The 25641-nt window shown below is 61.9% G+C and carries 20 protein-coding genes; 3 read left to right on the top strand and 17 right to left on the bottom strand.

All coding sequences use genetic code 11. The annotated features are described in order from the left end of the window. The 5 genes from BW995_RS11030 to corA form a co-directional block, all read right to left on the bottom strand. Nucleotides 1–1781: hypothetical protein (locus tag BW995_RS11030; protein WP_139332860.1), on the bottom strand; the 1781-nt coding region annotated here is incomplete at its 3' end. 131 nt (nt 1782–1912) lie between these two features. Next, complete coding sequence (locus BW995_RS11025; RefSeq protein WP_175617045.1) at nt 1913–3163, bottom strand: HlyD family type I secretion periplasmic adaptor subunit; 1251 nt, start codon at nt 3161–3163, stop codon at nt 1913–1915. A 239-nt stretch (nt 3164–3402) separates the two neighbouring features. Next, nucleotides 3403–5595, bottom strand: coding sequence for a peptidase domain-containing ABC transporter (locus BW995_RS11020; RefSeq protein ID WP_084194757.1), 2193 nt, complete (start codon nt 5593–5595; stop codon nt 3403–3405). Continuing rightward, a complete protein-coding gene (locus BW995_RS11015) occupies nt 5592–7352 on the bottom strand; it encodes a peptidase domain-containing ABC transporter (RefSeq protein ID WP_076400385.1) in 1761 nt (586 codons plus the stop codon). Before BW995_RS11015 ends, BW995_RS11020 begins: the two co-directional genes overlap by 4 nt. A gap of 1137 nt (nt 7353–8489) precedes the next feature. Further along, nucleotides 8490–9473: a magnesium/cobalt transporter CorA gene (gene corA, locus BW995_RS11010; protein ID WP_076400384.1), complete on the bottom strand. Its 984-nt coding sequence runs from the start codon at nt 9471–9473 to the stop codon at nt 8490–8492. Between the two features lie 351 nt (nt 9474–9824). On the opposite strand from corA, the gene BW995_RS11005 reads away from it, so the two are divergent. Further along, on the top strand, nt 9825–10148 hold the full coding sequence (locus BW995_RS11005) for a rhodanese-like domain-containing protein (RefSeq protein ID WP_076400383.1): 324 nt from the start codon (nt 9825–9827) through the stop codon (nt 10146–10148). Between the two features lie 146 nt (nt 10149–10294). Next, nucleotides 10295–12088, top strand: coding sequence for a signal peptide peptidase SppA (gene sppA, locus BW995_RS11000; RefSeq protein ID WP_076400382.1), 1794 nt, complete (start codon nt 10295–10297; stop codon nt 12086–12088). A gap of 65 nt (nt 12089–12153) precedes the next feature. On the opposite strand, the gene BW995_RS10995 is transcribed toward sppA, so the two are convergent. The 9 genes from BW995_RS10995 to BW995_RS10955 form a co-directional block, all read right to left on the bottom strand. Then, on the bottom strand, nt 12154–14394 hold the full coding sequence (locus tag BW995_RS10995; protein ID WP_076400381.1) for a xanthine dehydrogenase family protein molybdopterin-binding subunit: 2241 nt from the start codon (nt 14392–14394) through the stop codon (nt 12154–12156). Between the two features lie 10 nt (nt 14395–14404). Next, the gene (locus tag BW995_RS10990; protein ID WP_076400380.1) at nt 14405–14851 is read right to left on the bottom strand and encodes a (2Fe-2S)-binding protein; all 447 of its coding nucleotides are present in this window, start codon (nt 14849–14851) and stop codon (nt 14405–14407) included. Nucleotides 14852–14906: 55 nt separating this feature from the next. Then, a complete protein-coding gene (locus BW995_RS10985; RefSeq protein ID WP_076400379.1) occupies nt 14907–15500 on the bottom strand; it encodes a nucleotidyltransferase family protein in 594 nt (197 codons plus the stop codon). Then, nucleotides 15497–16366 (bottom strand): XdhC family protein, encoded by an 870-nt coding sequence (locus tag BW995_RS10980; protein WP_175617044.1) that lies wholly within the window; start codon nt 16364–16366, stop codon nt 15497–15499. The genes BW995_RS10985 and BW995_RS10980 overlap by 4 nt, the downstream gene beginning before the upstream one ends. A 395-nt stretch (nt 16367–16761) precedes the next feature. Beyond that, a complete protein-coding gene (locus BW995_RS10975; RefSeq protein WP_076400378.1) occupies nt 16762–17529 on the bottom strand; it encodes a TlyA family RNA methyltransferase in 768 nt (255 codons plus the stop codon). Then, nucleotides 17530–19431 (bottom strand): 1-deoxy-D-xylulose-5-phosphate synthase, encoded by a 1902-nt coding sequence (gene dxs, locus BW995_RS10970; protein ID WP_076400377.1) that lies wholly within the window; start codon nt 19429–19431, stop codon nt 17530–17532. Nucleotides 19432–19510: 79 nt separating this feature from the next. Next, nucleotides 19511–20416, bottom strand: a complete 906-nt coding sequence (locus BW995_RS10965) for a polyprenyl synthetase family protein (RefSeq protein ID WP_407656313.1) — start codon at nt 20414–20416, stop codon at nt 19511–19513. Between the two features lie 60 nt (nt 20417–20476). Further along, nucleotides 20477–20731 (bottom strand): exodeoxyribonuclease VII small subunit, encoded by a 255-nt coding sequence (locus tag BW995_RS10960; RefSeq protein ID WP_076400375.1) that lies wholly within the window; start codon nt 20729–20731, stop codon nt 20477–20479. Between the two features lie 112 nt (nt 20732–20843). Continuing rightward, nucleotides 20844–21773, bottom strand: coding sequence for a histone deacetylase family protein (locus BW995_RS10955; RefSeq protein ID WP_076400374.1), 930 nt, complete (start codon nt 21771–21773; stop codon nt 20844–20846). Between the two features lie 741 nt (nt 21774–22514). Between BW995_RS10955 and BW995_RS10950 the strand changes: the two genes are divergently transcribed. Then, a complete protein-coding gene (locus BW995_RS10950; RefSeq protein WP_380222393.1) occupies nt 22515–22853 on the top strand; it encodes an ArsR/SmtB family transcription factor in 339 nt (112 codons plus the stop codon). Nucleotides 22854–23010: 157 nt separating this feature from the next. On the opposite strand, the gene BW995_RS10945 is transcribed toward BW995_RS10950, so the two are convergent. The 3 genes from BW995_RS10945 to BW995_RS10935 form a co-directional block, all read right to left on the bottom strand. Next, nucleotides 23011–23616: a carboxypeptidase-like regulatory domain-containing protein gene (locus tag BW995_RS10945; protein WP_076400373.1), complete on the bottom strand. Its 606-nt coding sequence runs from the start codon at nt 23614–23616 to the stop codon at nt 23011–23013. Further along, nucleotides 23609–24205, bottom strand: coding sequence for a cobalt transporter CbiM (cbiM, locus tag BW995_RS10940; RefSeq protein ID WP_076400372.1), 597 nt, complete (start codon nt 24203–24205; stop codon nt 23609–23611). Before cbiM ends, BW995_RS10945 begins: the two co-directional genes overlap by 8 nt. 339 nt (nt 24206–24544) lie before the next feature. Next, nucleotides 24545–25333 carry a DUF4198 domain-containing protein gene (locus BW995_RS10935; protein ID WP_139332859.1) on the bottom strand — a complete coding sequence of 263 codons (789 nt, stop codon included), beginning with the start codon at nt 25331–25333 and terminating at the stop codon, nt 24545–24547. Nucleotides 25334–25641: the final 308 nt, after the last annotated feature.

The raw sequence follows: 25641 nt of genomic DNA, 5'->3' as shown, positions 1-25641 counted from the left end.
CCGTCGGTGTCGGTCAACTGGATGGTCGGATTCAGCGCCACCGAGGTGTCTTCGTCGCTGGCCGAGGTCAGCCCACCGAGGTTCACACTGTCGGCAACGGCAACCACATCAACCACCATGTGGACGGTGGTGCTGTTGGTATCGCGGTCGGTTTCCAGCGATGTTCCAACATCAACGTCCGTGACAGTTGCGGTGATATCGAATTCGATGTTGGCGTCGCTGTTGAGGTGGCTGCTGGAATCCCAACGGACTTCCAGGTCATCGAGCATCCCGGTGATGGTATAAGACCCATCGGCGTTCGGGGTCAGGATGGTGCCGGTGCTGGCTTGCCGCAGGATGGCGCCATCCGACAGGTTGGTCAGGGTGACGGTCATGCTTTCGCTGCCATCAGCCGCATTGACGCTCGCCGACAGGGTCAGCGGCGACCAGCTGTCTTCGGTGGCAACCGACGTCCCGTCGACGGACGGGGCAACCACACCGACATCAACGTTGATGGTTGCCGGCCCCGAAACAGCCACGTCACCGTTCATGCTTTCAGTGGTTGCCGAATAGACCTGAAGCTGGAAATCAGCTGAGTCATTGGTCGCGGGCAACACCTGCAGGCCGCTCACATCGCTGCTGGACAGAACCCAGGTGCCTGCCGGGAAGGTGGTGCCATCTTCCAGCGTCACGGCGCTGGTCAGCATCGTCCCGTGGTTCAGGGTGGCACCATCCGGCACGCCGGTGATGTAGACGCTCAGGCTTTCCGACCCGTCGGTGTCGACCAGGCCGGTCTCGACATTCAACGAAATCCACGAATTTTCCGTCCCGGCGCTGTCCTGCGCAGACAGGGTTGCAGTGTCGGCAACCGCTTCGACATGGATGGACAACGACTGCGTAATCGAACTGGTCGAGCCACCAATTTCGGTTGATGTTGCAGTGACGGTAAAGGTCAGATCACCACTGTAGTTGTCAGGACGAACCAGATACAGGTCCTTCACTTCAGCAGCGGTAAAGGTCCAGCTTCCGTCAGTATTGAGAGTTCCGACCGGATCGCCGTTTCCGTCCACAAAGCTGAAATCACCGGGCACGTCACGCATGACGACGCTGAGGGTTTCCGAACCCCCATCTGTATCGTTCAATCCGGCGGTGATGGTCAGCTTCAGCGGCTCGTCCTCGACACCCGAGGCGAGCGGAGTGAGCAATGAAGGTGCCTGGGCAACCGGGTCGTTGTCTTCGGGAGCGGCGGTGGTCGTTTCAACGGGGGTGGAGGTATCCGTCGTGACATCTGCCACAGCAGCGGCAACAGCCCCGGTGTCGGCGACCACATCATCGGCAGGCAGGGCCACGGTGGGCAGGACAGTGGCTTCGGGCAGGGAGATCGCAGTGTCGATGGTCGGCGGAGCAGCCTCATCTGCCACCTCAAGCGGCGGAGCCGGAGCAACCGAGGTCACCACCGGCGGAGCCGAAAAGTCAGCCGCCACCCCGTTGTCGGCCTCGCTGGGGGTATAGCTGTCCTGGGCGACGTCGACGCTATCGCCCTCTGCCGCCCCTTGCGGGACCCCGGCGGCCAGGATGCTTTCAAAAGTGTCACGCCGTCCGGTCTGGATGTTGGCGTTGTTCATCAGGTCATCGCCATTGTCCCCGTCGGACAGGCTCTGCTCTTCGGCGTCTTCGAGGGCGCTGTTCCCTTTGCCATGGAGATGGAATGCGTCGAGCTCGCTGACGCCGCTTTCTGCATCCACCCCATTGCTGTCGGTGGAGGAGGTCTGCGCGGCGTTCAGTTCAGTTTCGTCAGCCATTGGTCGTCTCCATCCCGTCCCCAAGGTGCCAGTGGCACCGGTCAGTCCCCAAAGTGAAAAGCGTACTGTGCAGGGTGGTTGCCGTCCGTCACCAAAGTCTGGCAACCATCCTGCAGTGTCGGTGCGCGGGCCTAGCGTTCGTGGAACGCGTGGGCCAGCGACACGTAAATCGGTTTCAACAGATACTGCAGCAACGTCTTGTCGCCGGTGATCACGTCCGCCTGGACGGTCATCCCCGGCAGCAGGCGGTTGTCCTGGGATTCCACCCACGGACGATCGAGTGCAATGATCGCCTTGTAATAGGGCTGGCCATCCTTTTCATCGACGAAGGTGGTTGCCGACAAGGCGGTGACCACCCCGTGAACAGCGCCATAGCGCACAAAGTCATAGGTGGTTACCTTGATCGATGCCTGTTGTCCTTCATGGACGTGACCACGATCACGGGTGCTGATGCGCGCCTCGACCAGCAATTCGTCATCGACCGGCACGATGTCCATCAGCACACCGCCCGCCGGAACAACTCCCCCGATGGTCTTGACCTGCAGGTTCTGCACAAAGCCGCGCACCGGCGAGTCAATGGTCAGCCGCTTGGCACGATCATCAGCGCGGATCAGGCTTTCTTCCACCTGTGCCAGTTCGGCAGTTACCGTCCCCAGTTCGTTCAGGGCATCCTGCCGCTGGGTGGAATCCAGATCCTTCAGGCGGTGATCCAGCTCGCTGATCGCTTCGCGGGCGGTCCGTTCCTGTCCTTCCAGACGATGCAGTTCGCTTTCGACGGCGGCCAGTGACCGTTTTGCATCGTAATAGGCAACCTTGCTGGAATGGCCCGCCTCGAACAGGGTCTTGCGCATCTGGACTTCTTCGCTCAACAGCGAAATCTGACGTCTGGTAGCGTCCTGCTGATCTTTTGCCGAGCGGATTTCCTCGGTCTTTTGCGCGATTTCGCCCTTGATCACTTCGATCTGGGTCTTCCAGCGATCAAGATTGGCGATGTTGATCGCCGACTGGTCGGTGATCAGGTGGACAAAGCGCGGCTCGACAAAGCTGAAATCCGGGGCGCGACCGGTGGCAAAGGCGCGCAGTCGCTCGGCACGCAGTTGCAGGCCAGCCCGGCGGGCCTTGATTTGCTCGACGTCGGCAGCGGCCTGGGCCGGGTCCAGTCGGACCAACGGCTGACCGGCTTCGACCATCTGGCGTTCCTGCACCAAAATCTGACTGACGATCCCGCCTTCCAGATGCTGGACGGTATGGACCGAGGACTTCGGGACGATCGAGCCGGACGCCGAGGCAATTTCCTGAATGTGTGTGAAGCTGGACCAGACGATGAAGGCTGCAACCAGACCGGTGACGATATAGACCACCATCCGGGCCAGGTGGGACACCCCCATTTCCTCAAGCAAAACAGACTGTGCGAGGTACCGGAGCTGCCGCCCGCCTCGTTCAATCACCTGCGGGGCAGACCCCGTGCCATTGGAATGTTCTAATTGCATTGCCTGCTGTTCCTACTTTCAGGGGGGAGTGTACCCCGGTCGCAGATACCCTGCCAACCTGTCCTATAGTTCTAAGTACCGCCTTAATGGCGATGGATATCAGTAAAACGAAACGGATAAGATGTTTCTGGTTAGAAAACACCGGGAGGCAGCCGTTCCAGAACCTGCTGGGCCGGACCAACCATGCGGACCTGACCTTGCTGCATCACAATAACCCGATCGCATTGTTTCAAATGGCTGGGGCGGTGGGTCACCAGAAATACAGTACTATTACCGCGCATACGTTCGAGAACTTTCATGAATTGCTGGTCGCCAACAAAATCCAGTCCGTTGGCCGGTTCGTCAAACAGGGTGACCGGCGCCCGTTTCAGATAGGCACGGGCCAGCGACAGGCGTTGCATCATGTGCGAGGGAATGGCCTGGGTTTTCCCATCCCCGACGCGGGTCCAGAAGCCCTTGGGCAGGGCCTTGATATCCTCGAGAACCCCGGCCTCGGAACAGGCCCATTCCAGCTCTTCATCCGACGCTGCCGGACTGGCCAGCCGCAGGTTCTGGGCGATGGTGCCAAAGAACACTTCGCACTGCTGCGGGACATAGGCAATCGAGCGGCGCATTTCGATCGGGTCAATCTGGCGGATATCCACCCCGTCCAGACGAACGCTGCCCGCCTGCGGACGGTACAGCCCCAGCACCAGTTTCAGGATGGTTGACTTGCCCGAGCCGTTGGGACCAACGATCCCGATGATTTCACCCGGTTCGATTTGCAGGTTGATACCGATCACCGCCGGATCAGCTTCGGCAATATAGCGCATCGAGGTATTGCTGAAGGTCACCCGCCCCTGAATTTGCTGGATCGGACGCGGTCGTTCGCCATCGGCCCGTTCCGGGCGCACCGCCAGCAGGCGGTCGATCTGGTTGGCACTGTCGCGCACGCGCTCCATCTGGGTCAGGGCGGTAAAGCCTGCCTGCAAGGGGCGCATGATCCACCACACCAGCGTCATCGATGACACCAGCCCCCCCACGGTCAGGTCACCCGCCAGCACGCGATGAACCCCCCAGCCCAGAGTGGCGAGGCCGGTGCAGACGATCAGGGCCTGCGAGGTGACCTGCGAGACGGTGCTGATGCTGGCGCTGGCATAACCCTTGATCGACGCCGCTGCCGTCAGTTCACGGTAGCGGGTCCGCCAGACGTCTTCGGCCCCGGTATCGCGGATATCCCGCAGCTTGGAGATCGACTCGACCAGAAACTGCTGGCGGCGGGACCCGGCACGCGAGGCTTCGGCCACATACCGCCGCATGGTCGGGCGCAAACCAAAGACCAGCGCAATGAACAGAACCATGCCGACCAGCGGAACAAACACCAGCGGCCCGGCCATCGCCGCCATGGCAAACAGGAACAGCACGGTAAAGGGAATTTCAAAGGCAACAGTGGCCATCGGTCCGGTAAAGAACTCGCGGATGACCTCAAAGTCCTTCAGCCGGGCGACCTGCGCACTGATATTGGCCAGTTCGGTATAGGCCGGAGGCAGAAACAGGATGCGCTGCAGCACCGCCCGTCCCAGAATGTGGTCCAGACGCGCGCCAAAGTGGGCAATCATGCGGGCGCGCACCGCCTTCAGGGCAATATCACCCAGAATGGCAATCGAAATGCCACCCAGCAGGAACCACAGCATGGTCTGCGAGCCGGTCCCGATCACCTTGTCATAAACCGAGGAGATGAACACCGGCGTGGCCAGCACCAGCAGGTTGATGGCCAGACTGGTCCCCAGCGCCCGCAGGATCAGCGGACGGAACCGGCCAATCACATGCCAGACGTAACTGCCACGGCCAATGGCATCCTGTTCCCGTTCCCAGTCAGGAGCATTGTTGAACACAAACGCCCGGCCATTGATCGACGGCTGGTCCAGTTGCTGATAGTTGCGGGTTTCCCCGTCATAGACGTTGATCGCCGCGCCATCACGACTGACCACCACCATCGCCGGACCATCGTCGGGCAGGAACAGGCAGGGTGCCAGCCGGGGGTCCATACCGCGCAGGTTCAGCGGCAGGGAACGACTGGAATAGCCCAGATTGGCCATCACGTTCAACAGGTCGGTCAGGTCCAGCTTGTCGGCAAAGTGCGGCATTGCCTCCATCAGGTGGCGAGGGTCACCATCCCAGCTCAGTTCTTTCAGCAACGGCAGCAGACAGGCGGCAAGGTCGGTCAGCGCCTTGAAGCTGCCGAGCGAGCCGCTCACCACCTGTTCCGGGCGCAGCTCGTTCGAGCTGCTGCGGGTCGCCCAGCTGATTTCCGTTGCGGTGGCTTCCTGCAGGGCGTTGATCATGGCTGGCTCCCTCCGCTGGCCGGGGTCGGGGTGGATGGGGGGACGACAGAAGGACCGGTCACGGCGGCAGGCTTGTCCGGCGGGCCCCGGCGGGCACCAACCAGACCTGGGTCTTCGCGCTGAACCAGCGTCGTGCCACTGATGTCAAAGCGGCGGTCCGCCAGTTTCAGCAACGACGGGCGCAGGGTGATCAGGACCAGCGTGGAATGCCCCTTCAGGCCCTCCAGATATTGCCGCAGGCGTTCGTCGCCGGGGCCGTCAATGGCGGTGTTGGCTTCGTCGAACAAGATGATGCGCGGGCGATAGGTCAGCGCGCGGGTGATGGCGATTCGCTGGCGAATACCACGCGGCATCGCATCGGCGGCACCATCGGCAATCGGCGTATCAAAGCCCTGCGGCAAGGTCGCCACCACGTCATCCAGCCCGATGGCATGGGCGACCTCCATCGCGGCATTGCGCAGCTCCGGGCGGAACATGGTCAGATTTTCAATGATGCTGCCACGGAACAGCGACACCTGATGCGGCAGATAGGCGATACCGCCGCGCTTCAGGTCGTTCTGGCTATAGGCGGTGATCGGCTGGTGATCGAGCAGGACGGTGCCGTCGGTGGGGGCCAGAACGCCGCGCATCAATCCCAGCAGAGTCGATTTGCCACAGCCGTTGGTGCCGGTGATCCCGATACATTCCCCGGCGGCAATATCGATCGAAACATCGTGGAACACGTCCGGCAGATCGCTGTCATAGCGGAACGAGACGTTTTGCAGGGTGATCGCACCGCGCAGGTTGGCGGTCGGGAACGGCTTGGCGGGGACTTCGGGGGCTTCCAGCGCAAACAGCTCTTCCGCGCGGGCCTGATGCAGACGGATCGATTGCAGGCGGGTCCACATGCTGATCGCCCGCTGCACCGGCTGCAAGGCCCGGCCAGACAGCAGGGTACAGGCAGCCAGCCCCCCGACGGTCAGATCGCCATGAATGACCACCAGCGCGCCAAAGGAAGCCACGGCAATGGTGGTGCCCTGTGAAAACAGGGTCGACAGGGTCAACGCCCAGGTGTTGCGGTGAACAACGACATGGTCGGCATTGGCGACGGCTTCCTGCAGGCGGGTATAGCGTTGCAGCATCTGGCTTTCCATTGCCATCGACTTGATGGTGTGGATGCCGCCCAGCGCCTCGATCACAAAGTTCAGCCGACGATCACGGACGACGTTGTAATCGGCAACGGCGTTCTTCAGCTTCTCGCCATCAAAGTACATCACCACGGCAAAGGCACCGAGCAGGATCAGTGGTACCAGCACCAGCCACCCGGCCAGCAGGCCGATGATGGCAAGGAACAGCAGGACGAACGGCAGGTCAAGGAAGACCCCCAACCCCTGCTCGGCGTAGAAATCCTTCAGGGCACCAATCGCCGACATGCGTTCCAGCTGCTCGCCGGTCCCGGTCGCTTCGACCTTGTGGATCGGGGCGGTCAGCAGGCGGTCAAATGCCGCACAACTGGCCAGATGTTCAAAGCGGGCCCCCATCCAGCTGGTGGTGGTGCTGCGCGCCAGTCGCAAAACGTTTTCCATCACCATGGCGATGACCACGCCGAGGATCAGCACGGCGAGGGTTCCCACCGAGCTGGCCGGAATGATGCGGTCATAGACCTGCAACAGGGCCAGCGGCAAGGCCAGCCCCAGAATGTTCATGGTGATGGTGGCCGTTGCCAGGGTCGGCACGGCACTTCGACTGTCAGCGTACGGGGCGAGAGCGGATTTCACACCGGTATTCCCTTTGATTTTCTGCGCCGGTCTTATCCTTGCGCATACGGCACGGTCCCAGACATTTTCAAGGTGACTGTTGACGGTCAACGGCCCGGAAAATGCGGCACTAAAAGCGTAGAGTGTTTTCAATCGTCGAGAAAACACCCCAGAAGATGGTCGAATCAGGCAAACCCTGTTTCACGGAAACGAGCGCCTCTATTGCACGGCAGCAGAGCATCCCCGAACGCAAGGGCAGGCTGTGTCCTTGCAGGAAGACGCCCTGTTGCTGGAACGCACGCACGCCCCCCGATCAGGACCATACGGTCAGGATGGGGGGGGCTGAAGTCAGGAGGGGCAGACAGACGGGGCCCCCTCCACTCATATCAAGAAGCGTGCCGTTTTCATATTGCCATGACCTCACTGTATATACCATGGTCCATTTTCTTCAAAGAATGTCGTAGCCCACTGTAAAAGAAACAAAAATCAAGTTTCACATGTCTTGCTGGACACGCTGGTTGTCTGCCCTGGTATACCAACGACACAGAGCTGTATGAAGGGTTACGATAACTTGACATGAGTAAGAACGATTGTTCTTTTGATAGGGGATTGTTCCTCAAGGCAGAACGCCTGATTGCGTCATCCAGGGCATCCCTTGGATAGCGGTAGAGGATAATCATGAATGTCACGAAAAAAGACGAAAGTCGTAGAGGACCGGATCATGGTGCCGCCACCGTCTGATGCAAAAACAGCACCCAAGTCCCGAGTCTGCCCGAGCATTGTTTCTGCGAAAAGCGGGAAGCGGTGTTCGCACAAACAATTTCGAGCTGACCGTCTGCGGTCAACCACAGGACACGATAGTTGGTGGGATCAGTGCGGGCTACCGCCCGAACCCGTTTGGTGGCGATGCCCCCAAACCCCCATTTTTCTTTAAAAATCAAATCAATGGGGTCCGGGGCCTCAAGGCCCCGGCGAGGTGTGGAGCAGCGCTCCACGATCCTGCTTTGCCGCAGTGATTTTGCGCAAAACCGGTTCCCGCTTTTGGGCTCACTCCTCTAGAGCAAATCCCGAGCAGATGGGTCCATCTGCGACGACGTATTTGCTGAAAATACAAGACGCTAGAGCATTTGAAGTGATCCAGAGAGAACGGAAAATGCTCTAAAGCCAGCGCTTGCGCTTGAAATACAGATACGGCAGCACCGCAGACACCAGCATCAGGAACAGGGCCCACGGATAGCCCAGCCGCCATTCCAGTTCCGGCATCACCTGAAAGTTCATGCCGTAAATACTGGCGACCAGCGTCGGCGGCAGGAAGATCACCGCCACCACCGAGAAAATCTTGATGATGGCGTTCTGTTCGATGCTGATCATCCCCAGCGTCGCATCCTGCAGGAAGGTGATCTTTCCGGCCAGAAAGTTGGCGTGATCAATCAGCGACTGCACGTCGCGCCACATCACTTTCACCTGCGTCCGGGCATCCTTGGCGACCCCCTTGGTGGACTGCACCGGGATCCCCTGACTGAGAAAAGCCAGCAGGCGACCAATCGACATCAGACTGTCCGAGGCCCGGCTGGACACGTTGCCGGTCTGGCCGACATGACGCAGGATTTCCTGAAAGTCGCGGATGTTTTCCCCGGTTTCCCGCGAATGCTCGAACACCTCGCGCGACAGGCTGTCCACATCGCTGGTCACCCGTTCCAGAATATCGGCGGCCCGGTCGATCACCGCTTCCAGCAGCCCGAGCAGGATTTGATCGGCCCGCCGCAGCGACGATTGCCGCAAGGCACGCAGGGCAAAGGCGCGGAACGGCTTGGGTTCGGCGTGGCGGACCGTTACCAGCCGGTCACCGGCCAGAATGAAGGTCACCGCCGTTGTTTCGGGATGATCGCTTTCTGACTGCGACAGGACGGTCGCGGTCAGGAACATGCCACCGTCTTCCTGATACAGACGGCTGGACACTTCGATTTCCTGCATTTCTTCACGGGTCGGCAGCTCCAGCCCGCACACTTCTTCGACCCGCATGACCTCGGCCTGCTGGGGATTGAGCAGGTCAATCCACACCGCTTCGTGCGGGACCGGTTCGCCGGGAACCGGCGCAAACGTAATCAGTCCCGTGGGGCCAGGAATGTAAACGGTCAGCATCGCGGTCTCCTTTCCGGCACCCACATCAAAAGTCATCCGGCCAGACATCCGCCGGTTCAGAGCGAACCGGGCCAGTCCCAAGCCTGTGTGATGACGGTATTTCTGCCCGGGAACGCCTGTCGCGGCCCGGGAACGCCTGTCGCGGCATTGTCCCGACGCACTCTATAGCCTGTTCTCTAGCAGAAAGCCAAACCTGACGATCATGAAATCACCGTTATCCGGGGTCTGTCAGAAAAGTTTTTTAATTGAGCCTGCCCCAAAGAGTGGGCTATCACACTGGGCAAAGCCCGACAGGATCGTTGTGCCTTTTTGTTCGGTCCTGCCGCCATCCCCCGTCCTCAGGAGACCACCATGAGCCTGCCCGAGATTTCCGTCACCACCCTTAATGAATGGCTGGAAAAAGACGACGTTCTGCTGATCGACGTCCGTGAACAGGCCGAATGGGATCAGGCCCGCCTGCCGCAAGCCCTGTTGCTGCCGCTGTCATCCTTTGACCCGCTCGCCATCCCCGACGCCAACGGCAAGCCAACGGTGATCATGTGCCGTTCCGGCCGTCGGTCCGCCGATGCCACACAGGTGGCGATGATGACCGGCCGCACCCCGGTTTACAACCTGACCGGCGGTATTCTGGCATGGCAGGCCGCCGGGCTGCCGATGATCGGCCAGGCGACCTGAACATCCTGATCCGGAGGGGATTTCGTCCCCTTCGGGCGGAAAGGTGCCTGTCCGCGACAGGAAACCTTGACGGGCAGCCCTTCGCCCCATAAACCGAAAGACAGACCTGTCGTTACAGATCGGCTTTAGCGGAAGGAGGGTTTCCCATGCGCTTGATTGGCAAGGCCGTCACCATCTTGTTTGCGGTGATCGGCCTGATCGCTGTCCTGATCGCCGGCGCCGGCTGGGGAATCCTGCACACCCTGGGGTCGTTTGGCGGTGCCGAAGCCGTCTACAAGGAAAGTGACCGCTTTGTGCTGGCGCTGGACCTTGATGCCCCGATGCCCGAACGCGACGACGAGCCATGGCGCGCGGTGTTCGGTACCCCGACCACCACCCTGCAACGGGCCATCACCGCCATTGACAGCGCCGCAGCCGACCCACGGGTGGTCGGTTTGCAGGCCACGCTGTCGGACTCTCCGCTGTCGATGGCCGAAGTGCAGGAACTGCGCGATGCCATCGGGCGGTTCCACGCCAGCGGCAAGCCGACGCAGGTTTTTTCTCCGACCATCGGCGAAGCAGGCGGCGGCACCCACAGCTATTATCTGGCAACGGCCTTTGATGACATCTGGCTTCAGCCGTCAGGCGATCTGGGCCTGTCCGGCTTTGGCATCGAAGTTCCCTTTGTACACAATGCCTTGAAAGAACTGGGCATTTCCACCGAACTGGTCCGCCGCTGGGAATACAAGAATGCGATGGACAGCGCCGCCCGCGACAGCATGAGCGAGCCGCACCGCATCAGCCTGCTGCGCCTGCTGGAAAGCTGGCGGGATCAGGTGGTCGACGGCGTTGCCAAACACACCGGCCTCGACAAGGAAAAGGTCGGCAACCTGCTGGACGGCGCGCCACTGTCTGCCCGCGATGCCCTGTCGCACAAGCTGATCGACCACATCGGCTATGCTGATCAGGCTGACGACGCCATCCAGACCCAGACCAGCGCCGAAGAGCGGATGAGCCTCGACGAATACCTCGGCGTGGTCGATGCCCGACAGAAAGAACAGCAGGCCGCACGGGCCAAAATGCCCCATATCGCACTGATTCAGGTGACCGGCTTGATTGCCCGTGGCGAAGTGATGCCCGGTGATGGCCAGAACAGCGATGATGTGGCGCAGGCCATCCACGATGCGGCCAATGATCCCGACGTGCGGGCCATTGTCCTGCGGATCAGCAGCCCCGGTGGCTCGTACGTCGCCTCGGACACCATCTGGCGCGAACTGATGCTGGCGCGCGAAGCCGAGATTCCGGTGATCGTGTCGATGGGCGACATGGCGGCCTCGGGCGGCTATTTCGTTGCCCTGCCCGCCTCCAAAGTGGTGGCGCAACCGGCCACCATTACCGGCTCGATCGGCGTTTATGCCTTCAAGCCGGTGCTGCAGGAGATGTGGAGCAAACTGAATGTGACGTGGGAAACGGTGGCGCTGGGGGATTACGCCACCATGTGGAGCCCGCACCATGGCTTTAGCGATGTCCAGCGCAGCCAGTTTGAAAAGGGTGTCGACAACGCCTATCGTGACTTCACCGAAAAGGTCGGAGCCTCGCGCCACCTGTCGCCCGAGATCGTCGACAAGGTGGCCCGTGGCCGCATCTGGACCGGCAGCGATGCCCTGAACGTCGGACTGGTCGATACACTGGGCGGACAATACGAAGCCATCCGGCTGGCCAAGCAGGAAATCGGCCTTGACCCGGATGCCCCGATCAACCTGCGCCCGTTCCCCGAGGAACAGGACGGCCTGACCGCGCTGCTCGACAGCCTGAACCTGAAGCAACTGGCCTCGGCTGCTGCTACCTTCAGCCGCTTGTCGGCCAGCCTGCAGCCGCTGAACGAGGTGATGGGCCATGCGCGGGTGGCCAGTCAGGGCCCGGCCCTGCTGGGGCCGCCGCTGTCGCACAAGGCTCCGTAAGAAACGGTGCCGTCAAAAGAAAGCCCCGGTGTGGATAGCTTTTCCACACCGGGGCTTTCTTGTCTTTACGCTTTACCCAGAACCGCTTTGGACAACGGCAGACTGCGCACCCGATGCCCGGTCAGCGCCGCCAGAGCGTTGACCACCGCGGGCGGTACCCCCGGCAGGCCCGGTTCGCCAATCCCGCCCATCGGCGCACCGCTTTCCACGATCCGCACCTTCACCTCGGGCATCCGGTCCGGCGGCAGGATCGGATAGAGGTCATAGTTGCGGGCCTGCGGCATGCCATCGACATAGACCACCTGTTCCAGCAAGGTCGCCGACAGGCCCAGCGCCACCGCCGAGCGCACCTGCGCCTCGATCACCGCCGGGTTGACGATGCTGCCGGGATCAATCGCCACCCACACCGTATGGACCACCACCACGCCATCCTTCAGCGAGACTTCGGCCATCGTTGCCACTTCACTGCCGAACGGCGAGGCCATCGCCACCCCGCGCGCGCGCTGGCTGCCATCGTCGGCGGTATAGGGACCGCGCCGCCAGCCCCCGGCCAGTTCAGCCACCGCTTCCAGCAGGGTGCGATGGCGCGGGCTGTTCTTCAGCAGCTCGCGCCGCAGTTCATAGGGGTCGTGCTTCCCGGCATCGGCCATTTCGTCAAAGAAGCATTCGTAAAAGAAGTCATTCATCGAATGACCGACCGAACGCCAGAAGCCGATCACCGCCGGGTCATCAACATGGATGTGACCAACCCGCCGATGGGGAATGTCATAAACCTTTCCGGCGATGCCTTCGACCGCCGTGCTGTCAACCTTGTCCGGCTTGCGACCGAACCAGCGCCCGGCAGGGCCTTCACCGACCGCCACCCCATGCAGGGCGACGGGCCGACCGTGGGCATCGAGACCAGCGCGGAAACGAGCCACCCCCATCGGGCGCACGGCATCGCGCAGGAACTCTTCTTCGCGGCTCCACAGCACCTTCACCGGACGCCCCACCGCCTTGGCCAGCAAAATCGCCTGCGGGAACGGACTGGCCGAGGCATAGAGGAAGTGCCGCCCAAAGAATCCCCCCAGCATCGGGGAATGGATGATCACCTTCTCCGGGGGTACCCCGGCAACCTTGGCGGCGGCGCCCTGAAACATCTCGGGGGCCTGATTGGGCAGCCACAGCTCCACCGTGCCATCGGCATTCCAGCGGGCCAGCGACGACGGAGGTTCCATCTGACCATGGGCCAGATGCGGCGCATCATAAACCGCCTCGACGATCTTTTTGGCCTGCTTCAGCCCCTTGGTGACATTGCCCTGTTCTTCAAAAGCCAGATCCGGGCCGGGGGCCTGCTTCAGTCTGGTGCGGTGGGCTTCGGAGGAGAAGGTGGCCGGCATCGCCTGCGGCGTTCCGGCAGCCGGTTCGTTCCAACTCACCTGCAACGTCTCGACCGCTCGCCGTGCCCGCCACCAGCTATCGGCCACCACCGCCACCGCACCCGGCAAACGATGGACCGAATGGACGCCCGGCATTGCCTTGACCTCGGCCTCATTGGCCAGTGCCCCCGGCTCGCCGCCCAGACGCGGGCTGTGCTGAACGGCGGCATACAGCATGTCCTCGACCACCTGATCGATCGCATAGCGCACCTTGCCGGTCGATTTGTCCAGCACATCCAGCCGGGCCACCGGCTTGCCGATCCAGCGGAAATCCTCCCTGGAGCGCAAGGCCACCTTTTCCGGCAGCGGCAGGGCTGCCGCCGCCGTTGCCAGCTCGCCATAGGGGATCACCCTGCCACTGGCCGGATGGATCACCTGCCCCGGCTCGGTCTTCAGGTCGGCGACCGGCACCTGTAACCGCTCGGCGGCCACCTGCAACAGCATCTGCCGGGCCGAGGCCCCCAGAGTGCGCATCGCCTGATAGCTCATCCGCACCGACATGCTGCCGCCGGTAAAGCGCATGCCGCCGATCAGCAGGTAATCGGCACCGGGCGGCGCGACCTCGACGGTAAAGCGGGCCGGGTCGATATCGAGTTCTTCGCCGACGATTTGCGCCATGGCGGTAAAGATACCCTGCCCACCTTCGACAAAGGCGCTGTGGAACAGAACCGTGCTGTCCGGGCGGATTTCCAGAAAGGCCTGCACCCGCGTTCCCGGCGTCACCGCCGCCGGAGACGCCGCAGCGGCAGCCATCGCCCGGCGGGGTGCCAGTGGCACGGCCACGGCCAGCACCAGCGCACTCAGCGAGGTCCCCAGAAAGCCACGCCGGGAGACATTCAGCACCGGGCCTGCATCGTTGCCCGCAGGGAGCGGAGAAATGTCGTTCATGGTGTCCTCCTTACGCCCCGGCAACCTGCCGGACGGCGGCCTTGATCGCGGTATAGCTGCCACAGCGGCACAGGTTGCCCATCGCCGCCACCACTTCGTCATCGGTCGGATGCGGGGTCTGTTTCAGCAGGGCAGTGGCCGCCATCACCTGACCGGACTGGCAATAGCCACACTGCGGCACCTGCTGCTCCACCCACGCTTCGACCACCTTCTGACCAATCGGGTCGTCCTGCACCGCTTCGATGGTGGTCACCGCCTTGCCCTGCACGCTGTCAACCGGCGTCGAGCACGAGCGGGTGGCCTCGCCGTCGATCAGCACCGTGCAGGCCCCACACAGCGCCTGACCGCAGCCGTATTTGGTGCCGGTCATCCCCAGCGTATCGCGCAACACCCACAACAGCGGGGTATCCGGTTCGACATCAACCTGATGTGTCACCCCGTTGATGGTTATGTCCATGGTTGCCTCCCAGGTGCATCAAACAAAAAGAAAGAAGGTGCTGTAAGTGTGTCTGTTACAGACATGATCCCTGTATCGAGAGCAAATCGGCAGGCGTATCGATATCCCGCACCTGCGCGGGATCACAGTCCACCCACACGGCCTGCGCCAGCAACGCCCGTGCCCCGCCTTCGCCCTGTGGCGGCAGTGTACGCACCGCAGCCAGCGGCAGGATCGCTGGCGGACCGCGATAGTCCCCGGCCCGCGACGCCACCACCTGACCGGTGGCCTCCCGGTTTGCCGCCAGCAAGGCCAGAATGTGCGCACTGGTGATCAGCGGCATGTCGGCCAGACACAGCAAGGCCCGCTCTGCGCCCTGCACCGCCTGCGCCGCCAGATGCAGCGACCCCAGCATGCCGCGCTCGGGCTGGTCATTGCGCACCAGCGTAAAGCCAGCATCGGCAAAGGCCCGACACCACGCCGGTTCCCCCCGATGGATCAACACCCGCTGATGCCATCGCAAGGGGTCGAGCGTTGCCAGCACATGATGAACAACCGCCCGCCCGGCCAGCGGCACCGCCAGCTTGTCCGGCCCGCCAAAACGCTGCCCGGCTCCGGCGGCCAGCACAATCAGTGCCAGCGACGACGCTCCGGTCGGATCAGCGCTCATGCCCCCCTCGCGGTCGGTTCGGCCAGAATTTCGGCCAGCACCGACACCGCCAGCGCCCGCGCGGTGCGGGTCGGGCCGAACAGGCCAATCGGCGCATGCAGGCGCGCCAGGTGCTCGGGCGGATAGCCTTCAGCGCGCAGCCGGTGCAGACGGCGGTCATGGGTGCGGCGGCTGCCCAGACAACCGATATAAAAGGCCGGGCTGGCCAACGCGGCACGCAGGATTGGCTCTTCCACCTCCAGATCATGGTGCAGCATCACCACCGCCGCATTCTGCCCGGCCTGATCACGCACCGCCTCGGCGGTGGCCGCGATCACCTCCAGCCCCGCCGCCTGCGCCAGAGCGGTCAGCATTTCGCCCTCAAGGCCACGGGCCGACAGAAACAGGCGCGGATCTGGCTGGTAGCGGGCAATGAACCTGTCGGCCTGCCAGCCGGTCGATTGCTCGCCAGAGGCCAGCTCCAGCCGTTGATCCGGCGGGGAATACGACAGCGCCGCAGGCAGCCCAGCCGCCAAAGCCGACCGCACCCGTCCGATCACCGCCCCATTGCGCAGGACATGGACCGCCAGCACGATGCCACCACCACAGGGCAACACGATATCCAGATAGGGCGAGCCTTGCCCAAAGCGGCACTGCCGGTCTGTGCCGTCCTCCAGAGCCTCCAGCCCCTCACGGGCAACGGCGGCCTCAACGCAGCCACCGGAGACAAAGCCGCAATACAGCCCATCCTCACGCACGATCATCGGAGCCCCCAATGCGCGCGCCGCGCCGCCGATGATCTCCACCAGCAGGACCAGCGCGCAACGGTACCCCGCGCTCTGCCAGTCGTGCAGCAGGTCGAAAATCTCGCTCGGGCGGTCTGTCATTCTGAAAGGCCGTAGCATGAACAGCAGGGGACTCCGCAACACGACACACAGAAACAAGGACGGCAACACTAGCACCCGCCCGATGCCGCGATTAGGGCATCAGCTCTGTATGTGGCTATGAGGAGGATTCATGAATAGGGCACGGATCAAAAAAACAACGGGCAACCGATGTGCCCGGTCGCCCGTTAGAGCAAATCCCGAGCAGATGGAACATCTGCGACGACGTATTTGCTTAGATAACAATACAGTAGAGCGTTTGACCCAATTCAGGGAAAACGGAAAACGCTCTAGAGCAGCGTGCGTTAAATCTGAAGCAGGCACGCTGCTCTAACTTTTTGTTTTGCCGCATTGTTGTTGCGAAAACCGGTTCCCACTTTTCGCACAATGCTCTAGTGTCAGCCTTGCTTGCGGCCGTAAATCAGGAACTCGATGTTGCCTTCCGGTCCCTTGATCGGGCTTTCGGTCAGTCCTTCGACCGACCAGCCGGGCAGCGAGGCCAGCCAGTCGCTGATGGTCTGACAGACCTCGGCGTGCAGTTCGGGATCACGCACCACGCCGCCCTTGCCGACCCGCTCCTTGCCGACCTCGAACTGTGGCTTGATCAGCGCAATCAGCCCGCCGCCGGACCTGACCAGCTCCAGCGGGCGTTCCAGCACCGTGCGCAGGCCGATAAAGCTGGCATCACAGACCACCAGATCAATCGGCTGGGGAATGGTCGTGGCATCGAGATGGCGGGCATTGGTCCGTTCCAGCACCACCACCCGGGGATCAACCCGCAGCTTGTGCGCCAACTGACCATAGCCGACATCAACGGCGTAGACACTGGCCGCGCCACGGGTCAGCAGCACATCGGTAAAGCCACCGGTCGAAGCGCCAACGTCCAGACAGGTCCAGCCGGTCGGATCGACGGCAAAATGGTCCAGCCCCTTGACCAGCTTCAGCCCGCCGCGCGACACCCACGGGTGATCCTGCCCCTTCAGCGTCACCGGCTTGTCGGTGCTGACCTTGGTGCCCGGCTTGTCGATCTTCTGCTCGGCAACCAGCACCAGACCGGCCATGATCAGCGCCTGCGCCCGCGTCTTGCTTTCAGCCAGTCCGCGATCGACCAGAATCTGGTCCAGCCGTTCCTTGCGCGGCGCGCTGTCCTTTGGTCCGCTGGCCATTTATTGCCCCAGCCCCAACAGGCGCACCACCTTTTCCACCATATGGGCGGCAGTCAGGCCGCCTTCGGCCAACTGGTTGGCCGGGGTGTCGTGTTCGATGAAATGATCCGGCAGGGTCATCGTACGCACCTTTAAGCCGCCATCCAGATGACCGGCTTCGCTCAGCCAGCCCATCACCAGCGCCCCGAAACCACCGCTTGAGCCTTCCTCGATGGTGATCAGAGCCTCGTGCGAGGTCGCCAGCCGGTCGAACAACGCGGTATCCAGCGGCTTGGCAAAGCGGGCATCAACCACCGTCGCGCTCAGGCCATAGCGGGTTTCCAGCTCTTCGGCGGCCTGCAGGCAGGTCTGCACCATCGTGCCCAGCCCGACCAGCGCCACCCGCTGACCGTCGCGCAGCACCACGCCCTTGCCGATCGGCAGAACCTCACCGGCATCGGGCAGGGTGACGCCGACGCCTTCGCCACGCGGATAGCGGATGGCAATCGGGCCGCTGTCGTGGGCGGCGGCGGTCGCCACCGCGTGCATCAACTCGGCTTCATCCGATGGGGCCATGATCACCAGATTGGGCAGGCAGCTCAGATAGGCGAGGTCAAAGGTGCCGTGGTGGGTCGCCCCGTCGGCCCCGACCAGCCCGGCGCGGTCAATGGCAAAGCGCACCGGCAGGTTTTGCAGCACCACGTCATGGACCACCTGATCATAGCCGCGTTGCAGGAAGGTCGAATAGATGGCGCAGAACGGCTTGTAACCCTCACAAGCCAGACCGGCAGCAAAGGTCACCGCATGCTGTTCGGCAATGCCGACATCAAAGGTCCGTTCGGGGAATTTTTCACCGAACTTGTCAAGCCCGGTGCCCCCCGGCATCGCCGCCGACAGGGCCACGATGCGGTCATCCTTTTCGGCTTCGGCCATCAACGCCCTGGCAAACACCGAAGTATAGCTGGGGGCGTTCGGCGTGCCCTTGTGCTGGGCACCGGTCACCACGTTGAACTTGCTGACCCCGTGATACTTGTCGGCGGCGGCTTCGGCAGGCGGATAGCCCTTGCCCTTTTGCGTCACCACATGAATCAGCACCGGGCCATTGCCCATGTCGCGGACGTTTTTCAGCACCGGCACCAGATGCTCCAGCCGGTGGCCATCAATCGGGCCGACATAGTAAAAGCCCATTTCCTCGAACAGGGTGCCGCCGGTCATCAGCCCACGGGCATATTCCTCCGCCCGCTTGGCCGCACGGGTGAACGGCGCGGGCAACTGCGAGGCAATGTCCTTGGCGATATGGCGGAACGAGACATAGCTTTTCGACGACAACAGGCGCGACAGATAGGAACTCATCGCCCCCACCGGTGGGGCAATCGACATGTCGTTGTCGTTCAGGATCACGATCAGGCGGCTGTCGGCGGCGCCAGCGTTGTTCATCGCCTCATAGGCCATCCCGGCGCTCATCGCGCCATCGCCGATCACCGCAATGACATTGTTCTTGCGCCCGGCCAGATCACGCCCGACCGCCATCCCCAGCCCGGCAGAAATCGAGGTCGAGGAATGCCCGGCCCCGAACGGGTCATAGGGGCTTTCGCTGCGGTTGGTAAAGCCCGACAGCCCGCCGCCCTGCCGCAGGGTGCGGATGCGGTCGCGGCGACCGGTCAGGATTTTGTGCGGATAGCACTGATGGCCCACGTCCCAGATCAGGCGGTCATCGGGGGTATCAAACACCGCATGCAGGGCGACAGTCAGTTCGACCACCCCCAGCCCGGCCCCCAGATGGCCGCCGGTGGTCGAGACGGCATCAATCATCTCGGCGCGCACCTCGTCGGCCAGCCGGACCAGTTCCTCCAGTCTCAGCGACTTGAGATCCTTTGGCGAAGAGATGCCATCGAGCAAAGGGGTAACGGGTCTAGCGGACACGGTAACAGTACTCCGAGCGAGAAAAATGGGTCCTGCCGTCCCTGACCGAACGACAGCAACCGGTCACAGCGCCACCGGATCAGCTCCGGCGGTCCAACACATAGGCAGCAACATCGCGCAGCAGGTCGGCTTCGGCATCAAACGGCTTCAGGTGCTGGACGGCCTGATCGGCCAGCAGGCGCGCCTGATCCCGCGCCCTCTCCAGCCCCAGCAGCGAGACAAAGGTGATCTTGCCCGCCGCCTGATCCTTGCCGATGGTCTTGCCCATCTCGTCGGCAGAGCCTTCGACGTCCAACAGGTCGTCAACAATCTGGAAGCACAGCCCGAGATCATGGGCATAGGCCTGCAACGCCTGCCGAAGCTGCGCCGGAGCCTTGCCCAGCGTGGCCCCGGCCATGCAGGAAAAGGCGATCATCCGACCGGTCTTCATCTGGTGCATGCGGGTGATCGCCGCCACATCCAGACCGGCGCGCACCGCCTCGTCCCGTTCAGCCAGCATGTCCACCATCTGCCCGCCAACCATGCCATGCGGACCGGCGGCCTGCGCCAGATCGAGCACCAGTTGACTGCGCACCGCCGGGTCGCTGTGGGTGGCCGGGTGGGCCAGCACTTCAAAGGCGCGGGTCAACAGGCCGTCACCGGCCAGAATGGCGGTCGCCTCGTCAAACTGCTTGTGGCAGGTCGGCTTGCCCCGCCGCAGGTCGTCGTTGTCCATCGCCGGCAGGTCGTCATGGACCAGCGAATAGCAATGGATCATCTCGACCGCCGCCGCCGCCCGCAGGGCGCTGGACGGGGCAACGTGAAACATTTCAGCGGTGGTCAGCACCAGAAACGGCCGCAGACGCTTGCCGCCATTCATCGTCGAATAGCGCATGGCATCGAACAGGCGGCTTTCGGTTTCAGCGACCTCGGGCAACAGATGCTGCAACATTTCAGCGACACCGGCGGACTTGTCCGTCAAGGCGGCTTTCAAGGCTTCGCTCATCCCTGGCATGTCTCACCTTTTCTGCTGAAAATCATGGAAAGGACCGTGAGAGGGGCCGCCTCAGGCCACGTCCAGCGGCTGCACGCCCTGGGCCTGGCCATCGGGTGACAGGGTAATGCGTTCGATTTTGGCCCTGGCTTCGGCCAGGCGGCGCTCGCAATGGGCCTTGAGTTGCGAACCACGGGCATAGGCATCGACGGCATCGTCCAGCCGGACCTGCCCGCCTTCGAGATGGCGCACGATGGTTTCCAGCTCGCGCAGAGCGTCTTCAAAGCTCAGGGCGGCGATATCGGGCGCGATGGGTGTCTCAGCCATGGTTCCTCCTGCAAGAAGGGCGGACCTTAACGCAACCCCCTCCCCCTGACAAGGTGGCTCCGGCGGGACATCCACACAAGATGCCCCCCGACAGATCCACGTCAAATGCCCGTCAGATCCCCATCAGACGACGAACATGCGCCGCCACCGACGCCGACAGGGCCACCACGTCATAACCACCCTCCAGCACCGACACCAACCGCCCCTGACAGCACTCCTCGGCCACCTTCAGCAATTCATCGGTGGCCCACACGAAATCGGCGACATTAAAGCGCAAATGGGCCATCGGATCGCGGGCATGGGCATCGAACCCGGCGGAAATGAACAGGATGTCGGGCTTGAAGGCGCGCAGGGCGGGCAGAACGTCGTTTTCCATCGCCTCGCGGAACAGGTCACCCTTGGCCCCGGCGGGCAACGGGCAGTTGACGATGTTGTTGTGGGCACCGGTTTCTTCGCGCAGCCCGGTATAGGGAAAGGTGCCCTCCTGATGGGTCGAGCAATACATTGCATCCGGGTCATCCCAGAAAATATGCTGGGTGCCGTTGCCATGATGCACATCAAAATCCATCACCGCCACCCGCTGAAGCCCATGGACTTCCCGCGCATGGTAGGCGGCCACCGCCACGTTGTTGAAAAAACAGAACCCCATCGCCTGCGACCGTTCAGCATGGTGCCCCGGCGGACGCCCGGCGACAAAGGCGTTGCGCACTTCCCCTCTGGCCACTGCATCGACGGCGGCACAGGCCCCCCCGGCCGAGCGCAGGGCGGCCTCGCCGGTATAAGGCGACATATAGGTGTCGCCATCAATCGAGTGATGGCCGTCATGCGGCACCTTGGCGAGAATGTCTTCGATATACGACAGCGGATGGACGCGCAACAGCTGGGCATGGGTGGCGTGCGGAGCCTCGTCACGATGCAGCAACATGAAATCCTCGGCTTCCAGCAGCCGCAGAATCCCCCGCAAGCGGTCGGGATGCTCCGGGTGGAATTCACCCGGATCGTGTTCGATGCAATCGTGATGCGTCACCAACAGCGTGGACATGACCCCTGACACCTTTTTTTATGACCCTCGCGGCAGCCGCAGACCAGTCGATTCGGAGGCGTTCCCCCCCTTGCATCGACCACGGCACATCCTGCAACAGACTATACTGATACACCCAAAACGGGCAGGCAAAGAGAAATAATTATACATTATTGAGGGGAAATACGAAACAAAGAAGCGTTTCAAATGCAACAAAAGAAGCTTCGATACCAAAACCACCCTTTTTGACGGGCAGGACCTCCCCCCTGCCGCGCCGCCGCCCTCCCCAAAAAATGTGAGAACGCGCACTGGGGATTGTAGCGAAAGTGAGGTGAAATCGTTTTCTTTCATACAAAAAAGAATGACACGCAAATGCAACTGTCTGGTGAGCTTTCCACGAATATACCAACACATATTTCAAATATAAATACTCATTTATATATAATATACCCATAAAAATCACCAACTGTAGTATTCACAAGTTAACTTTAACCCATGGATTTACACAGATCACAAAAATTGCTACATTTATGCACTACAATTCCAGTCATCAGTAATAGCAACCTAAAGACCCGATAGAAATTATCAGGTGTCTTCCAACATTTTAGCTGGAAATAGTTTCAAACATTCCCTAAATAAAGACTCAACCGTTCACCCCACCATCGACCAGCTTCAGGAGGGTTCGAGGCCCGGTGGCCAAGAGGGCGAACAGCAAAAAAATGCACCCGCTCTGGATCGTGAAAAACTGGACAAACAGGCGAGATGACCCTGGACCTCGAACATTTGCAAGATAACGCCCGCCGGGCCAGCACTTTGCTGAAAGCGATGAGCAACGAGCATCGCCTTCTGATTCTGTGCCAGCTTTCAAAAACGGAAAAATCCGTCGGCGAGCTTGAACGTCTGATCGGACTGAGCCAGTCGGCCCTGTCCCAGCACCTGGCCCGCCTGCGCCGTGATGGCCTGGTCAAGACCCGCCGCAGTGCGCAGACGATCTTCTACAGCCTGAAGGGCGAAGAAGCGAACACCGTGATCAGCACGCTGTATGGCCTGTACTGTGCCCCCGAGGTGCAGGACAACGCTCCGCAGGCGGTGAACTGCTGATCGGCACCGGTCGCATCCGTTGTACAAAAAGAAAATCCCGGGCAGGTGCCTCACCTTGCCCGGGATTTTTTTAGAGCATTGTGCGAAAAGTGGGCACCGGTTTTCGCAACAACAATGCGGCAAAACAAAAAGCTGGATCAGCGTGCCTGCCTCTGGTTTAACGCACGCTGCTCTCGTCTTGATCGTCATCCTTCCGGCGCGATGGCCGGGATGACCACCACGCCCACAGCCCGCACAGCCCGACCAGCCAGCCAACGCCACCAAGGGCATCATGCAGGCGGACAGTATTTTCATAGGCATCAAGCTGTTCGCGCAGCGGGGCAATCTGGCGTTCCATCACCCGCTCGACCACATCGGCCAAAGCCTGGGCATCAACCGTCCCGCTGGCAGCCCCGCTGGCCGCTGGCGTTACTGGCACCGCCCCGTCCCCGACCTGAAAGGCCAGCGCGAATTCGGCGCGGTGACCATCAATACTGGCTTGCAGGCGATAGCGCCCCGGCTGGACCAGTGGCAGACGGAATTCGCCGTTCTCACTGGTGGTGGTGCGGGCGACTTCCTGCCCGTCAGAACCGTTGTCCGGTACACTCAGCAGCAGCACCGGCACCGACCGCGCCCGCTCGCCGCCAGAGAAATAGCCATAGCCAACGGCTTCATGCCCCTGCACGGTGGCAAACAGCTTGAACTTGTGCGCCCACGCCGATTGCGGTGCCAGCACCGCCACCAGCACCAGAAGAAATGCAGACCAGCGCCATCCCTTATCCATGCGCCACCGCCATCACATCGGGACGAACCCGGGTCAGAAATACCGCCACGGCGGCGGTCACCAGCGCTTCGATCACCGCCACCGGCAGATGCGCCAGCACCAGCGCCTGCGCCATCGTCGCCAGCCCTTCCCCCGACAGGGCGAGGATGGCGGCACAGACCAGCGCCGACAGCATCACCGTCAGCCCCCCGGCCAACGCACCAACCGCCAGCGGGGACCGGCTCACCCAGCGCCGGGCGACCTCGCCCACCAGCACCGCCGGCAAGGCGAGGATCACCGCATTGACTCCCAAAACGGTCAGCCCGCCAAAGCCAAAGAACACCGCCTGCAACAGCAACGCGACCAGCAAGGCCGGAAAGGCCGCTGTCCCCAGCACCATCCCGGCCAGACCGCCAAGGATCAGGTGAACACTCGATGGCCCCAGCGGCACATGGATCAGCGAGGCGACAAAGAATACGCTGCTGACCATCGCTGCCTGCGGCAGGCGGTCCGGCGTCAGCCGCCGCAACCCCAGCGCCACGCCAGCCACGGCCACCGCCGAACATCCCACCACCACCGGCACCGGCACCAGCCCATCAACCAGATGCATGTCGCCCCCTGTTTCCCGTTTCCTTGACCAGACCAGCGTGCGTTCAATCTGACGCCACAGTACACGACAGTTTGAAAACAAGAGCGGGCTGCCGCCCGGACCTGCCCGGGGCCTGAGGCCCCGAACCCCCATTTTTTCTTTAAAAATCAAGTCAATGGAGTCTGGGGCCTTAAGGCCCCAGCGAGGTTTGGAGCAGCGCTCCATGATCTTTTTGTTTTTTGTCGTGTCCTGTGACCTGACGCAGGCACATTGGTCTAACTTTTTGTTCTGTCGCATTGTTTATGCGAAAACCGGTTCCCACTTTTCGCACAATGCTCTAACTGTTTGCATTGCCGCCCCTCACGGGGCCGGAGTCATGTCCTGCACGTTGACCCACAGCAGGCCGCCAACTTCCACCGGCACCATTGCACCGGTCGGGGCTTTCATTGGCGCGTCACCCTCGACCAGCGCCGCCATCCCCCACCATCCCGCACGCGGCAGGGCAATGGTGAACACGCCGCGCTCATCGGCCTTGACCACTTGCGTCACGAACGGGTCTTCCGGGATGGTGATCCGCCCCTGCCCCCGGTATTCGATTTCGATTTCGGCATGGGGGACCGGCTTGCCCTGTGACAGCACCCGCCCCTGAAACACCATCCCGGTCCACAGACCATAGGGACGGGTCAGCGGCTGGATTTCCACCGGCAGACCGATCAGGTCATCCCAGCCCTGTTCTTCACCCAGCGCATTCACCACCACCTTGGAATGGTGGACGATCATCTTGCCTTCAGCAGGTTCCCAATAGGGCGCCGGAGACAGAAAGAACTGATAGTCGCCCGGTCCCGGCACGGTGTAATCCAGCTGATAGGCGGTTTTGCCATCCTGCGGCTGACGCACCAGCGTGGAGGTCAGGTCGGTAATCTTGCCTCCGGCGAACACCCCTGCCCGCTGCGGCGGCCCCATCTCCATCACCGGGCCACCTTCCATCGGATGGGTAAAGACCATCGACAGGCGCTCGGCCAGCCCGCTGCGCTCGCTCAGCAGCGGCAGCGTCGGCAGGATTTCCTGAAAATGTGCCGATGCCGACAGCGGAGCCAGCGCCCCTGCCATCATCCCGGCCAACACCAGAGCTTTCACCGCCTTGTTCATCCTGTCCCCCATGGTTTTTGTCGCCCGCTGCACAGGCAAAAATTATGCGACTTTCTGGATCAGCGTGCGTTAAACATGACGCAGGCACCCTGATCCAGCCTTTTGTAGTGCCGCATTGTTGTTGCGAAAACCGGTTCCCACTTTTCGCACAATGCTCTGAAAGATACCCCGCCCCGATGCGCAACCGGGACTTCCGCCTGTCCACACAAAAAGATTATGCGACACGCTTATACAATCCTTGCCGCCAGCACGAACTGGCATCGGATGGTTTTGACCAAAAAACCGTGTCCCGACAAGCAAAAAATGCC

This window comes from Insolitispirillum peregrinum (genome assembly GCF_900156605.1).
In the GTDB taxonomy this organism is placed as follows: domain Bacteria; phylum Pseudomonadota; class Alphaproteobacteria; order Rhodospirillales; family Rhodospirillaceae; genus Insolitispirillum; species Insolitispirillum peregrinum.
The sequence above is the reverse complement of the archived record's forward strand: the minus strand, read 5'-3'. Positions and strand labels throughout refer to the sequence as shown.